Source organism: Vagococcus penaei, from assembly GCF_001998885.1.
Lineage (GTDB): Bacteria > Bacillota > Bacilli > Lactobacillales > Vagococcaceae > Vagococcus > Vagococcus penaei.
Genome location: NZ_CP019609.1, coordinates 1,909,777 through 1,925,569, shown reverse-complemented (window position 1 = coordinate 1,925,569; position 15,793 = coordinate 1,909,777). Strand labels below are relative to the sequence as shown.

Annotated in this window: 12 protein-coding genes; 1 reads left to right on the top strand and 11 read right to left on the bottom strand. The window is 34.0% G+C overall.

The features are described 5' to 3' along the window. The 5 genes from BW732_RS09100 to BW732_RS09080 form a co-directional block, all read right to left on the bottom strand. Positions 1-1,704, bottom strand: coding sequence for a SpaA isopeptide-forming pilin-related protein (locus tag BW732_RS09100; protein WP_077276457.1), 1,704 nt, complete (start codon positions 1,702-1,704; stop codon positions 1-3). Beyond that, positions 1,644-2,912: an Ig-like domain-containing protein gene (locus tag BW732_RS09095; RefSeq protein ID WP_077276456.1), complete on the bottom strand. Its 1,269-nt coding sequence runs from the start codon at positions 2,910-2,912 to the stop codon at positions 1,644-1,646. Before BW732_RS09095 ends, BW732_RS09100 begins: the two co-directional genes overlap by 61 nt. 609 nt (positions 2,913-3,521) lie before the next feature. Beyond that, positions 3,522-4,739 (bottom strand): tRNA uracil 4-sulfurtransferase ThiI, encoded by a 1,218-nt coding sequence (thiI, locus tag BW732_RS09090; protein WP_077276455.1) that lies wholly within the window; start codon positions 4,737-4,739, stop codon positions 3,522-3,524. A gap of 11 nt (positions 4,740-4,750) precedes the next feature. Next, positions 4,751-5,902: a cysteine desulfurase family protein gene (locus BW732_RS09085; protein WP_077276454.1), complete on the bottom strand. Its 1,152-nt coding sequence runs from the start codon at positions 5,900-5,902 to the stop codon at positions 4,751-4,753. Positions 5,903-6,015: 113 nt separating this feature from the next. Further along, the gene (locus tag BW732_RS09080; protein WP_077276453.1) at positions 6,016-7,743 is read right to left on the bottom strand and encodes a septation ring formation regulator EzrA; all 1,728 of its coding nucleotides are present in this window, start codon (positions 7,741-7,743) and stop codon (positions 6,016-6,018) included. 320 nt (positions 7,744-8,063) lie between these two features. Here BW732_RS09080 and BW732_RS09075 point away from each other — a divergent pair, with 320 nt between their 5' ends. Beyond that, complete coding sequence (locus BW732_RS09075; RefSeq protein ID WP_077276452.1) at positions 8,064-9,410, top strand: aspartate kinase; 1,347 nt, start codon at positions 8,064-8,066, stop codon at positions 9,408-9,410. A 77-nt stretch (positions 9,411-9,487) separates the two neighbouring features. Here BW732_RS09075 and BW732_RS09070 read toward each other — a convergent pair whose 3' ends face one another. The 6 genes from BW732_RS09070 to BW732_RS09045 all read right to left on the bottom strand — a co-directional run bounded on the left by BW732_RS09070 (position 9,488) and on the right by BW732_RS09045 (position 15,784). After that, complete coding sequence (locus BW732_RS09070; protein ID WP_077276451.1) at positions 9,488-9,994, bottom strand: pyrophosphohydrolase domain-containing protein; 507 nt, start codon at positions 9,992-9,994, stop codon at positions 9,488-9,490. Positions 9,995-10,006: 12 nt separating this feature from the next. Next, on the bottom strand, positions 10,007-10,849 hold the full coding sequence (locus BW732_RS09065) for a Cof-type HAD-IIB family hydrolase (RefSeq protein WP_077276450.1): 843 nt from the start codon (positions 10,847-10,849) through the stop codon (positions 10,007-10,009). A 12-nt stretch (positions 10,850-10,861) separates the two neighbouring features. Further along, positions 10,862-11,692: a DUF72 domain-containing protein gene (locus BW732_RS09060; protein ID WP_077276449.1), complete on the bottom strand. Its 831-nt coding sequence runs from the start codon at positions 11,690-11,692 to the stop codon at positions 10,862-10,864. A gap of 88 nt (positions 11,693-11,780) precedes the next feature. Continuing rightward, on the bottom strand, positions 11,781-13,265 hold the full coding sequence (gene thrC, locus BW732_RS09055; RefSeq protein ID WP_077276448.1) for a threonine synthase: 1,485 nt from the start codon (positions 13,263-13,265) through the stop codon (positions 11,781-11,783). 66 nt (positions 13,266-13,331) lie between these two features. Further along, on the bottom strand, positions 13,332-14,750 hold the full coding sequence (locus tag BW732_RS09050) for a cryptochrome/photolyase family protein (RefSeq protein ID WP_228414930.1): 1,419 nt from the start codon (positions 14,748-14,750) through the stop codon (positions 13,332-13,334). 188 nt (positions 14,751-14,938) lie between these two features. After that, positions 14,939-15,784, bottom strand: coding sequence for a MetQ/NlpA family ABC transporter substrate-binding protein (locus tag BW732_RS09045; RefSeq protein ID WP_077276447.1), 846 nt, complete (start codon positions 15,782-15,784; stop codon positions 14,939-14,941). Positions 15,785-15,793: the final 9 nt, after the last annotated feature.

Below are 15,793 nucleotides of genomic sequence, written 5' to 3'. Positions count from 1 at the left end.
CTATCTTCTCCTCTGCTTGCTATTGGTTGTTAAACGATGATAAAGTACTGAACCTAAACTGACTAAACTGATACCAACCAAAGCGTAGATGGTTATTCCCCACCCGCCAGTATTAGGTATTTTGGGCATTGCAGTATTTTTAATATCGAAATCTAATTTGAGATTTTGTCCATCCCAAGTAAAATCAGTTCCCTCTTTTAATTCTGTTTTTTTACTCGTCTCGTGTACTAAGGATACGTGCATTTTTTCATCCAAATCTAAAAATAATTCATAATACTCTGATCTTGCACCATAACCTTCAGGCGCTTTCGTTTCTTTAATAAAATATACTTGATTAATAATCAAGTCATCGAACGTAAAAATTGAATTTTCCCCTTTACTTGTAACAATGGCGTTTGGATTATCCTTCTCCATTAACGTAAATTCAGCACCTTTTAATCGATCTCCATTAACAGAGTCTTTTTTGGTAAAGTTAAGAGCGTAACGAATCCATTTATTCTCTAATTTAAGTGTCTTTAAATGAACGCTACGGCCTGCTTCGGTGCCTTCACGTAATTCATCAATCGGAATACTCACAGAAAATTGATCTCCAGGATTACCCTTTTTTTCCGTTCCATCAGTTGGGAACTGCGGATCTTGAAGACCACTTCTTTCAGGAACACTATATTCCCTAAAACGGAATTGTTCATAGTCACTATCAATCATTGCTTGAATCAAATTGGGATGAGTATCATTCGTAATTTTAATCTGACCATTTTTATCTGTCGTAAATTTATTTTGTGTAAATTGATACCATTGATTATTCGTTAACCGTTGGAGAACAAAAACCATTCCTTCAACTGATGTTGCATTTGTTGACCCATTAACTGACTCAATTGTTTTCTCTAAAGTTATTTGATGGTCCAATTTTTTATTAATTTTAGTCAAAACATTCGGCTCAACTGAATATTTATCAATATGAAAAACATCAGTATAAGGATCATCTGGAAGCTCAAAGCCATAAGGTGCTTTGACTTCTTTAAAACGATAATCATAGGGTACCGGCAAATCAGCTAAATCTGCTTCCTCTAAATTAATCTGACCGTCTTTATTTGTTTCATACACTTTATCATTCACACGTTGCCAACGATTATCTTTATAATATTCTAAATGAAACCTTGCGACATACTGCTCATTTGAGTTTCCAATGGCATTACCTGATTCATCGACTTTGGTTAAGGATAATTCACGATCAGCTAGTCGTTTATTATCAACTAAAACGGATACCGCAACTTCATTATGAATATTATCTGAGGTAATACTAAACTCAAAGCGATTATCTTCAGGTAATTCATATCCAATTGGCGCTCTTTTTTCCTCAAAATAGTAATCGCCAACTTTCAAATTTGACACAGTGATTTCACCCTTTGAATTAGTAATCAGATTCAAATTAATTAAATCATCTGGACCATTGGGTGTGACTTTATACAAATCAAAAACAGCGTCTTCTAAAGCTTCATTAGTATCCTCATCAACTTTTTTTAAAATGACGCTACCTCGACTACCAACACCGCCACCTTCTCCTGTATTCCATTGAATCGAATTTTCCAAACGATATTCTGTATTTTCACCATCTTTACCAACTATCGTAACCACAGCTTCGTTTAGCAAGTCTTGTTGCTCAAAACGATCCAAAGGTTCGGTAAAATACTGAAATTCATACATTCGAAAACCATCCGGTTCATATTTTTTTCTTGTTGTTTGATTTGATCAATTAAATCAATTTTAAATGCATGATAATCTGGTCCACTACCAATCAATCCCATGTCATCTTCTGGGATACCCCCATAATCAAAAGGATGACTATTCCAAAAGGTTTTATACCAACCGTAAGCATTTGACCAATAAGGATCTAGTGAGCTATAAGCAATTAAACGCTGATCAACTGGTTCATCTGTAATATATATATGCTCAATATCATCAAAACTATCAAACTTTTGACTAATAGTACCATTGCTCTCCACTTGACCTAATAGGGCTTCGCGACCTAATTGAATTGACCATTCGACATAGCGTAGCCCATCTTTAGATTTTTCAATTGATGCAAGTTTCTTCATTGCTTCAGGATTTCCAGCACCGGTTCCGTCACCACCGCCTCCATTTCCATGATCTGGCGGCTTAGGAAAAGTCACTGTTAACTCCTGATCGGGCAAATGAATTGTCCCTGGCCCCTCTTTGATATACGTTTCATTCAAATGAAATTCAAGTTCAAAATAACCTGATACGTTTGAATATCTTTCAACATAATCTGTCATAGTCATTTCAATCCGATAGCCATCCTCATTGTTACCTCGAACACTGGCTAAACCAATTTTTTGACCATCTTGATCATTGACCGCAAAATCAAACGTGTCATCAATTACAAATTCTTTAGGAATGGTAAAAACCACCACATCCCCTTCAGTGAAATAATCATTTGGTAATTCCCATTCGTATCTTAGCTTATACGATTCGTTAAAATACATAGTATCACCATCAATAATCCTTTCATTGTTTGAAGTTAATACTTCACTCGTCACATAAGGATCACCATTATATCGCTCACCAGAAAAAGGGCTTAAATTAAATGGTTGTTTTATTTGAAAATTATTTGCACTTTTTTCCGTTATTTTTTCTCCTTTCCCTGCGCCTTTCGATGTTCTTTTTTTCGTTGGTGGCGCCGGATTAGCTGAAACGACTTTATTAGTACTCGTGGCATGAGACCCTTGTTGATTATTAGGTGATCCCTCTTTTAAAATAGACGGAATACCGTCCCCACTAACAAGAACATTCTCACTCTTGGCAGCGACCGTCATTTTTAACGTTAATACACTGACAAATATTGCCATAACTAATAAACTAACCCAACCAGGCCACTGTTTTTTTAATTTCACTGATTTCCCTCCTTGCTAATTTTCACTTGACTTATCATTTTCATTGCAACTTTTGATACACTATTTCCCAAATAATCGTTTTATGAACAAAAAAACAGTTGCATCTCCTTTCTTAAGTTCGACCCTAAATATTTATTAAATTAAATAATTTTCGTTATTTAATTTGCAATATAATTAGATGATAAACAAAAAAAAATGACAATCATAACTAACGATTTAATTATAATTAAAAACATATTTTATTTTATAAAAACACAAGATAAAAAAAAGTTTTATTACCTGTTTTTTTCAGAAATAATAAACAAAGGTTCGATTTATGATACAATATTTTTTTATAAATCGCAATATAACAATCTTAATTAAATAATTAAGATTATATTAACATAACAATTAATTTATTTTAATATATTTAACAATTACAAAAAAAACTAGTTTTTATAATCTAAATGCACTATAAAAACTAGTTTTTATATAATCATTAATCTATTTAATTGATAAATTATTTTTTTAATAATTAATTAAATAACGTACATTTAAATTTAATTTAAATCGTTATTTAAATAAAAAAATTCCTAAGTAAGTAATACCTAGGAATTTTAGTTATGTCATTTAAAATAAATCTTCCATCTCTTCTGTTGATTGATTTAAATAGTTGTCATTAATTTTAACTTCTTCAATTATTAATTGTGACATTGCATCACTGATTAATCCTTCAACATCTAAGCGTGCTTCATAATGTTGGACTTTATCAACTTTTGGCTTTGTCTTCGGCTCAGGTGGTGCAAAAACAGTACAGCAATCTTCAAAAGGTTGAATTGCCAAATTAAATGTGTCAATTTTTTGTGCTACTTCAACAATCTCACTTTTGTCCATTGTAATCACGGGTCGAATGACTGGTGTCGTTGTCACATCATTAATCGCCAACATACTATGCATAGTTTGCGAAGCAACCTGTCCTAAAGATTCACCATTGATAATAGCTAATCCTTCACGTTCTTCACGAATTCTATCAGTTAAGCGTAGCATAAAACGACGAGTAATCGTCATCCAGTATCCTGCAGGAATACATCGTTTAATTTCTTCTTGAATCACAGTAAATGGTACAGTGATAAATTGGATACTGCCCACATAAGGTGTTAATTTTACTGCTAATTCTTTAGCTTTTTGCCATGATTGTTCACTTGTATAAGGTGGACTATAAAAATGGACTGCTTCAATCTCGATTCCACGTTTCATAGCTAAATAACCAGCAACTGGCGAATCAATTCCACCAGATAGCATTAGCATTCCTCGACCACTCGAACCAACCGGTAAACCACCAGCACCCTGAATTGTCTCACAAGATAGATAAGCAGCTTCCTGGCGAATTTCTACTTCTACACGAATATCAGGTTGAATCATTTTAACCTCAATACCTGGGACACTATGGTAGATAGCTGAACCAACTTCTCGGTTAGCATCGTTACTATCCCACTCAAAATTTTTATCTGAGCGACGACTTTGTACTTTAAAAGTCATTCCTGGTAACCAAATAGCTTTGACCATCTCAACAGCCGTTTTTTTGATTAGCTCTGGTGATTTTTCAATCCGAATCACTGGTGAAAAACTTTGAATTCCAAAAATAGGCGCTAACCGTTGCATAACTTGTTCGCTATCTGATCCATTGAGAATTAGATGTGTTCGATCCCGGTCCGCTCGGATTTTAACGTTTGGAAATTCGTGTAAACTATTTTTTATATTGTAAGACAATTGATTAATGAAGATACGTCGATTTTTACCTTTAGTAGATAATTCCCCATAACGTACCATAATTTCTGTATAATTCATATTTACCCCTTTTATTTAGCGACTTTTAAAAATTTTGTATGTAGCTGTTTAAAAATAATCAAGAACTGCTCAACTTCACTTAATGTGTTATTCTCATCAAAACTAACACGAACAGCAGTTTCGGATAGTTTTCCTGGAACGCTCATAGCGTGGAGTGTACTACTATCCATTTTTTTACGACTTGAACAAGCACTGGTTGTTGAGATAAAAATCTCTTTATTTTCAAAGGCATGAACTAACACTTCACCCTTTATTCCACTAATTCCAAAACACAAAATATGTGGCGCTGTTAAATTATCGGTTAATTGGGAATACAAGTTGACTTGTGGATAAGTTGCTAATGACTCATAAAGATAATTCTTCATTCGACGTAAATAGCGTTCCTTTTGTTCTAAATCGGTCATTGTCATTCGCAGAGCTTTCGCCATTGCGACAATCCCTGGTAAATTTTCTGTCCCACTACGTTTATTTTTTTCTTGGCCACCACCTGTCAACAGCGCAGCTAATTTACAACCTTTTTTCCAATAAATAAAACCAACACCTTTTGGGCCATGGAATTTATGTGCTGAAAATGTCGCAAAGTCTACGCGTTCTGTTAACCAACCAGTAGTCGGTACTTTACCAATCGCTTGTACAGCATCCACATGAAAATGAATTGAGGGATACTTTTCTAAAATCTCGCTAATTTCCGCAATCGGTTGGATGGTACCTATTTCATTATTTACAGCCATCGTTGATACTAAAATAGTATCTGGACGAATCATTGATTCTAGACTCGCTACATCAATAAATCCGTCGCGTGTTGTAGGAAGATAACTAATCTCACAACCTAATTCTGCTAATTGTTGAACAGAAGCACTAACTGAACCATGTTCGATTGAAGACACAATAATATGTTTACCAAATGGTCGCTTTTCAATAGCCGTCCCCTTAATCACCCAATTATTTCCTTCTGTCCCACCACTAGTAAAAAATATTTCTTCTGGTAAAACATCTAATAAACTGGCAGTTTGGCTTCGAGCCTTTTCTAATAAAATATGGGCTTGTTCACCTAAACGATGTAAACTTGATGGATTGCCAATAAATCGCTGAGATGTTTTTAAATATGTATCTAACACACCAGGATTAATTTTCGTTGTTGCACTATTGTCGAAATATATCACGTAGAGTCACTCTTTTCTTAAATTTTCCTTGTTCATTATACCCTTTCAGCTAGTTACTAGCAACTAACTCTCGTCAAGTATAAAAAAAAGTAAAACAGTAGCAAGCTACTGTTTTACATCATATCTTCTTTATTATTTAAATAGTATTTTCTAATACGATCTGTTACACCAGGTTCAATTCGGTCAATTGCTTCTGAAATAACATCTAAAGATTCTTGATAATTATATTCTCTTGCAAATAAACTCATACTCTTATCGATTGCATTTTTAATTTCTGGATTTGAAAAGCGGAAGCGGTTAGCATATTGAATCATTTGCTCAGTTAAAGAGGCATTATCAATCAAATTATCTGTTCGTTCTTTTAACGAGACAATGTCGTCGTCACAAGACTGTAATAAGCGATCGATATGATTCATATCTATTCTAATCTTATTAAGTTCTTTACTTAATTCCTCAATTCGTTCACTAGTTACAAAGAAAAATTCCAGATAGTTATTAGGAATACCTGGTAATCGTTGTTTTTCTATGTAACGTTTTAAATTTCTTAATTCCAGTTCATAGTCATCAATTTTCTTAATTGCTTTGCGTTCTCTTGGAGCAAAGTCTTTAATTGCATGATCTATTTTCATTTGTTCAGCTTCAATATCTTTTAATTGAGCCAAACTATCTTTATAGAAGTTAGCTACCTGTGAAAAAATAGCAGTTTTTTCTTCAAGTTTTTTGTTAGCAGTAGTTAATTCATTACGTATTTCTTCCATCTGTGATTGGAAACTTCTGACTTTACCAATCTCATTATGTGTCAATATGTAACTTTGAGCAATATGATCTAATTCGATAACTAAACGTTGATTATTCTCTTCAGTATGTGTCAAGAAATTCGCCAACACATTTTTGTTATCATTAACAAAATGACGTGATTCAATTTCTTTTTCCATAATATCGTATAATTGGTCAATTTCTTTCGCAATATCAACATTTAATTTTTCAACGTTCTCAACTTCTAATTTTTCTAAATTCATTAAAGTCGAATGAACACGACCTTCAATTTTTTCAACACTAGTTGGAATAATATCACTTTCAAAAATATAATGATCTTTTTTTAGTGTCTCATATCCATCTTTAATCTCTTTTAATTGTTTAGGAAAAACTTTATCTAGTGTATCAAATAGAGGTGGAATTTGATCAATAATCTTTTTAAGATGATACGTACTATCTTCTGCATCTTCTAAGACAACACGTGCTTCCATTGGGTCTCCAGCAGTATTCAATGCTCTAAACTGGGTAAATTCACGGTCAATTCCTTGAATTTGCTTTTCAAGCTCTTTATAAGCCACGCCATAACGTTCTGGATCAGAAGTTACAGACTGACTCATTTCTTCATAAGCGTCCAAAGCTTTTTGTACCGCTTCTGAATTACGCTCTTCACTTTCAGCTAATTCACGTAAACCTTGACGAATTTCTTCAACTTCACGCTCCATATTATCTATTGTTACATTTGCTTCTGAGATAGCATCTTTTACTTTCATAAAACGGAAAGTCTCATTTAAATTTTCAATATCAAAAATCAAACTTTCTAATTCCGCAAAAGAAATAGTTGAAATGTCAACCCATTTTTGGTTCCATTCTCTAAAGGTATTTTGACTTTGGCCTACCAAGTGCATTTTTTTAACGTCATCAATCTCTTCTAGTACTGGCAAATCAAATAGTGCCAATTTGCGTCTTTCTAATTCTTCTAACTGATCATGATTTTTTCGTCTCATAAAAAAGGCAGCTAGGTACACTAAAACAGCTAGGACAATTACGATTAGTAACATCCATAACCAAAGTTTATTATTATTCATTGTAGTTCCTCCGTCTATTCTTTAGTCACCACTACCCTTTCTTATCCAGAAAAACACATTTTTATTGTGCTTATGACATGAGTTATCACAAGCAAATTTACTGTTTCATGCAATCAATCGTTAATTATTAGAAAATTTACATCTATTTAAGATTATATCATAATAGACTCACTGTATCACTAATAAATTTTTAAAATCAATAAAAATAATCTATTTGTGCTCAAATGAAAAATAAATTAAATTTTGATGAATATTTTATTGCATTTGCCAGTATTTTTTTGTATTGTAAATTCTAACTAGTTAACTTGGAGGTATTCATCATGAAAGTATCAAAATTTGGTGGCAGTTCAGTAGCTACATTTGAACAGCTCAAAAAAGTTTTAGCCATTATCCAATCTGATTCTGACCGTCGTTTCATCGTTGTCTCTGCCCCTGGAAAAAGACATGCCGATGATACAAAATTAACTGATTTATTCATACAATATGCAAATGATTTTTTAACAAATCAACCAGTAAATGACATCCAAGACGCTATTATCACACGATTTAAAGCTATCTGCGAGTCAGCCGATTTACAAGAAGTTTTGGCGGTTATAAAAAAACAAATTAAAGATTTAACGTTGATGGACAAGTCTGATAAAAAATTAGTCATCGATACCTTTAAAGCAAACGGTGAAGACAATAACGCGCGTTTGGTTGCGGCTTTTTTAACCAAACATCATGTGCCTGCAGTCTATATGAATCCTCGTGAAGCGGGTATTATTGTGGATGAGACACCACATGGCGCTAAATTAAAACCCAATGCGTATTATCAAAGTCAACCTCCTTTAACCTCTGACAAGATTGCTGTAATTCCTGGTTTTTTTGGTTATACTGAGTCTGGTAAACTCTGCGCTTTTTCACGTGGTGGTTCTGATATTTCTGGTTCCATGGTTGCTGCACTAGCCAATGCTGATTTATATGAAAATTTTACCGATGTGGATGCTATCTATTGTGCCAATCCTAAATTGATTCCTGATTGTCCAACACTAACAGAATTAACTTTTAAAGAAATGCGTGAACTAAGTTATTCTGGTTTTAGCGTCCTACATGATGAAGCACTCATCCCTACTTTTTATGCAAATATTCCCGTAGTCATAAAAAATACAAATAATCCCAATTCTCCAGGAACAATGATTTTACCTGAGTCACTCAATGTAGAAAAACGGGTTGTCGGAATTGCGGCTGACTCTGGATTTACTAATATCTATCTTAGTAAATATCTTATGAACCGTGAATTTGGTTTTGGTCATAGTGTATTAAACATTCTTACTGAGTTTGATTTACAATATGATCATATGCCTTCTGGAATTGATGATATTTCCATTATTTTACGTCAAAATCAATTAACGCCAGAAATTGAATCAAAACTGATTAATCGCTTTAAATCAGCCCTAGCTATTGATGAGATTAAGGTGAAGCATCACCTATCGATGATTGCTTTGGTTGGTGAAGGAATGAAGCAGAATATTGGAGTTGCCGCTCGAGCAACTAAAGCTTTATCTGATCATCATGTCAATATTGAATTACTGAATCAAGGCTCATCAGAAGTGAGTATTTTCTTTGGTGTCAATGAAGCCGATGAAAATCAAGCTGTTCAAGCACTGTATCAAGAATTTTTTACGTAAATTCACTTTAATTATCAAAATACAACCCCAAAGTTATAAATTAATATTCTATAACTTTGGGGTTGTATAACGTTTAGTTAGGTATGTTTGTTTTTTTGCTGATTAATTTCTTTTAGAATCTTAGCCTCTGGAGCATATTCATGTTCCCAATTATCAGGTTTAAGCACTTTTCCAGTCACAGGATGATAGTGTGGTTTTCCATCTGGAAATAGTTTCCCCATATTAGCTGTATGAACAATGTCAAAAAGTGGTTTAGGATCAATACCCATTTTTACAAAGGTTCCAAAAGTAAAATATAGTAAATCAATTAGTGCATCCACCTCACCAACTAGACGATTAGTTGAAGATACTTTTTTCGTCATAATTTTATCTGCTTGTTGATCGATTTGCTGGTGTATCGCAGAAACATATTCACGAAAAATAGTATCATCTCCATTACTTGCCGCATACAAAAACTCCAAAATTTCTTCAAATTTAAATGTGGCACGGTATTTAGCTGCATCGCCAGTTAATTCTCTGACTTGTGTCACTTGCTCATTATCAAAAACTTGGTGAAATTGTTTTACTTGGTCATAATAAGTCATATTTGTGTCTCCTTACCGAATAATTTGTAATTCTTTTAATGCATAATCGATGCCATTATAATCATTGGCTAATGTCACAAAATCACCAAATGCTTGAACTTCTTTAGGTGCATTTCCCATGACAATTCCAATACCAGCACCTTGTAACATTTCGCAATCATTCCAATTATCACCAAAAACGGCAACTTCAGACATATCAATTCCGTAGTAATCAATTGCTTTTTGAATACCAATCAGCTTTGATCCACCCTTAGGAATAATATCAACAGAATATGGGTTAGAACGGGTAATCGTACATTCTGGTAATCTCGCTGCTAGTTGGTCCGCCTCACTTTCCGGACTCAATAAAACACATTGATAAATTGGCTTAGATAACAAAGACATATTTTTAAAATAATCCGCTTTCTGTGGAATCACTAGCTTTTCTTTTAGTAATCGATGTAATTCTTTTGTGGTTATTGATTTGGGTAATTTCTGATAAATTTTTTTAATTAATTTACGCTGACCCAACCGCATAGACAAACTACCATAATATTTTTTACGACTACCGAAAACAATTTGACGCTCTTCCTCATCACCTAGTGCAATTAATTTTTCTAAAACCTCACGTGTAAAAATCCGCTCATAGATTCCTTTATCATGTGAAAAAACAAGTTGGCCATTATAAAGCACATAACAATCAATTGGAAGATGATGAATTAAGTCATCTAGTGTTGCCGGCCCACGTCCAGAGGCAATGCCACAAATAATACCTTGTTGATGCAGTTTTTCAATCGCTCGTAAGGTACTAGGTAACACTTTTGATTTGCTCGTTAATAACGTCCCATCAATATCAAAAAATACCGCTTTAATCATTATTACTGCCTCCTAGAATAAACTTAATTGATTGGGATTTAATCCCGAATAGTCAATATCTAATTGTTTTTTTAACGTTAACGCATTTGGTCCAGCATCCCCTGCAGAATTATTATTAAAAATAACTGCAACACACTGTGCATCATGCAGTTTCTCTAATTGTTCTGATAATTGGTAAATTTCAGTCTCGGAATAACAATACAAATTACGCTTTTTACGCCAATCTTCAGTAGTATCTAGCCAATTTCCTTTGTTTCGACCATGTAATCTGAAATAAACAAATTTTTGATTAGTCACCACTGGTAAAAATGGTACTGAACGGATTGGTACTTGTGGCTCATCAACAATGACTAAAGAAAAATGATGACTCTTCATAAACTCTAACATTCCACTTTGGTTACGCTCGCTGTACCACGAAGCATGGCGCAATTCAATCGCGAGCATATCATCGGGAAACCACTGTCGCAATCGCCTTAGCCAATTCACATTTTCTTTTGAGCAATCAAAATATCCAGGAAACTGACACAAGATTGCTGCAAGTTTATTAGCTTGCTTAAGAGGGGCTATAAACTCATGGAAGGCTTGATACATCTCTTTTTCTGATCCATAGTTATCTTGCCAATCGCTATGTTTAGTCATGCTTTGGTAAGCCTTGATAATAAATTGAAAACGATCAGGCGTTTGTTCACACCATTTCTGACTAGTTTCTGACGTCTTAATACCATAAAACGACGTATTTAATTCAATTATTGGAAAAAAAGAGGCATATTCCGCTAAACTCAATTTATTTTTATTTAGTAATTGACCATGTTCATGAAATGAAGTTAAGCCAATATTAATCATACTTATCACCTCATATACTATTGTACCAAAAAATAATCTCTAAAAACAAAGACTGAAGTTTCTTTACGAGCCAACTTCAGTCTTTTTATTAGTTTTGATGAATCAATGCTAAAATTGTATCTTTCATGTCATCAGGATGAATCACTAAATGATGACGAATCGGATTAGTCAACATAGCTTGAATACCTTGTGGTAAATCTTGATTTGTTAATGAGCCAATTTCTGTCACTAACTCACTAATACTTAAATCTGTAGGATAGTCCCCAATCGCTTCTAGAATGGCTTGAGGGAACTTAAACGGACTAGCTGTTGAAACTATCACGGTTGGTGTTTTATCACCTGTTACGTCCTGATACTGCTTAACAACTGCTTTAGCGACTGCTGTATGCGGTTCAATTAAATAATGATCCTGTATATATGTCTCATAAATCGTTTTTTTGACTAACGTATCGTCTGCATAACCCGCATAAAAATCACTAAAGCGAGCTTGAAGTGCCACTGGTAAGGTATATTGACCGTTTGACTCTAAAGATGTCATTAACTGTGTTACAAGCTCTGTATCTTCATCTGTTAAATGATATAAAAAGCGCTCTAAGTTACTTGAAACCAAAATATCCATAGACGGTGATGTGGTAATAAAAAAGTCACGTTGACGATTATATGTCCCTTGATTAAAAAAATCAGTCAGAACATGATTTTGATTAGAGGCACAAACCAATTGCTGAATTGGCACACCAATTTTTTTGGCATAATAGGCAGCTAGAATATTACCAAAATTACCTGTTGGTACAGCTACATTCATCGGCTCACCCAAATGAAGTTGTCCACTTTTAACTAATTGACCATACGCATAGGCATAATAAGCAACTTGTGGTAATAATCGACCAATATTAATGGAATTTGCTGAAGATAATTGCTGTTCTTGGTGCGCTAATTCCTGATTCATAGCTTGATCAATGAACAGTTCCTTGACACGCGTCTGTGCATCATCAAAATTCCCTGTGATACCAACAACAAATGTATTATGACCAGATTGTGTCACCATTTGTTGCTCTTGAACAGGGCTCACACCCTCTTTAGGATAAAAAACAACAATTTTAGTTCCGGGAACATCAGCAAATCCAGCCATTGCAGCTTTACCTGTATCACCTGATGTCGCAGTCAAAATGATTAACTCACGATCCATGCCTTGTTTTTTAGCTGCTAACGTTAAAAGATGAGGTAAAAGTGTTAATGCCATATCTTTAAACGCTAATGTAGGCCCATGAAATAATTCTAAATAATTAACCTGACCATGATGTCTAACCGGAGCAATCGTCGGTGTATCAAACAATGTATCATACGCCATTGTAATACTGTCCTTTATTTCATCCTCAGTAAAATCTGTTAAAAATAAAGTTAAAATATATTGTGCCATTTCTTGGTAAGAGGCGGTTATCCACCAGTCTGGCTCAACCTGAATTGTTGGAAAATTTACTGGGACATATAGACCTCCATCAGGTGCAATACCTTCTAAAATTGCTTGCGAAGCTGTTACGTACTTTTCAGACCCTCTAGTACTGCGATAATCCATTCTATTACCTCTCTTCCACATTTATTTTAACCATTATACCACTTTACTCATTATTTTTTAATCTTTTTATTGTTTGTGTTGTTTAAACCATTGCATTGTTAACTCACGTGCTTCTTTATGATTAACCATTGGTAAGGGATAATCCTTCCCAATTAAACAATGAGCCTTTTCTTGTTCGGCTTTTGACATCAAATGCGGTTCATGAATATACTTAATTGGTACATCTCGCAGTTCTGGGAGGAATCGACGAATAAAAATTCCTTCTGAATCAATTTTTTGACTTTGCGTTGTGGGATTGAAGACTCGAAAATAAGGAACAGCATCCGTTCCAGTTGATGCAGCCCACTGCCATCCCCCCACGTTACTCGCTGGATCATAATCAATTAGATGAGCTGCAAAATATGCTTCACCTAAACGCCAATCTACTAATAAATCTTTCGTTAAAAAACTAGCAGTTAACATTCTTAAACGATTGTGCATCCAACCTGTTGTATTTAATTGACGCATAGCTGCATCAATCAATGGAAAACCAGTTAACCCAGCAGCCCATTTTTTTAAATCATGCTGATTTTGACGCCAAGGTAATTGTTGATAATGTAATTGTAGTTCTTTGGTTCGTTGCTCAGGATGATACACATCAATCATTTTATAAAATTCACGCCACACCAATTCTTTCATAAATGTTATTTGCCCAATTGATTCATCGCAATCGATTAACAACTGCCAAATCACACGAATTGATAAGACGCCCGTTTTTAAATAAGGCGATAAATAACTGGTTCCATCAAGGCTCGGTATATCGCGATTTTTTTCATATAAAGCTAACCCAGTTCGAAGAAATTTTTTTAAACGTCTCATTGCCACGTCTTCACCAATTTCTTGTAAAAAATCATGTTGACTTTTAGTTATTAATTGTGACATTGCACTTTCTCCAGATTTTTGTTGGTCATTCTGTGGTTTTTGGATAGTGACTGATCCAATATCCGCTTGATGACTATTGCTTAAATCGACTGGTAGCGTAAGCCATTTTTTATAATAAGGTGTAAAGACACGATAAGGTGTACCATCATCTTTGACCACAACTTTCGCTGAATGAATATAATTATCCGGTTTAGTTGATACTTGAATCCCAGCATCACGACAAAATTCAATCACCTGTTGGTCTCTTTGATATCCAAATAACGACTCATCCTCATTAAAATATAAATAGTCCCAATCTGGATAGTTATTCTTTAACTGTTTAAATGAATCTAAAGGGTCACCAAACAGATAATGGACGGCTAGTTCCGGATGACTATCAAAAAAGGCTTTTACTGTTGTGAAAAAATAATCGTGATTAGCTGTCCCTTCTCGGTATTGCTGTGGATTAATTTGAAATACACAAACTAGGCGATCTGCATTAGTCATTTGTTTAATAGCTAGATTTAGCGCTTGATTATCTAATAATCGAAAATCTTTTCTGAACCACATCACATGGATACTCATAATTATCACTCCTCGTTACCATACTGCCAAAAAAACGATGACAATTCAATTACAAACACTTGTCAAATAAACAATAAAAAGACTTTCAACAATTTCATTTGCTGAAAGCCTTCAATCAATTTAACCTTTTATTTTTCCAAAGATAACATGGATCAGGAATTAAGATAACCATCTGTGACAATTACAGCTTAAAATGCAGGAATAACCGTCACTTGATGATTTTTTTCCAAATAATCTTTCACTGCTTGGCTCGTCATCGCTTTTTGTAATGCTTTAATTTTTTCAGAATCCTGATTATCTTCACGAGCAACTAAAGAAATTGCAAAACGCTCATCGACATTTTTTTTCACAAATAGTGCATCATCTGGTGTTAAACCAACTTTTGCAATATATGTTGGGTAATTATAGACTAATGCCATATCATCCTCATTGTATGCTTCTGCTAAATTTAATAAATCGATAGGAACAAATTCAAACTCTTGATCATTTTTTTCAATATCTTTCGTTGTACCCTCAAAACCAACACCATCTTTTAAAGTAATTAATCCTTGATCATTTAGCATTGCTAACGCTCGACCTTCATTTGATACATCACTAGGAATCGCAATTTTAGCACCCTTTGGTATCTCTTTAATGTCTTGGTAGTTCTTTGAGTAAAAACCTACCTTCGCATTATAAATTTTTTGAATAGCTGTTAAATTACCAGATTTTTCTTGATTATATTTTTGCATATAAGGTTCATGTTGGGCAAAATTAGCATCTACTTCTTGATTATTTAACAATTCATTGTATTGAATATTATCATTGACTTGAACTAATTCTACTTGCCAACCATCTTTTTTTGCTTCTTTCGATGCGACTGTCACGATATCAGTCATTGGTGTCATATGTGAAGCAACTTTAATTACCTTGTCACTCGTGACTTCAGTTTTTTCATCAGTACTTTTACTCGTACTAGACGTATTTTTTTGTCCACAAGCAGTCACCCCAACCAACAAACTAACTAAACCAACTAGCCATAACTTCTTTTTCATTTTTATTTT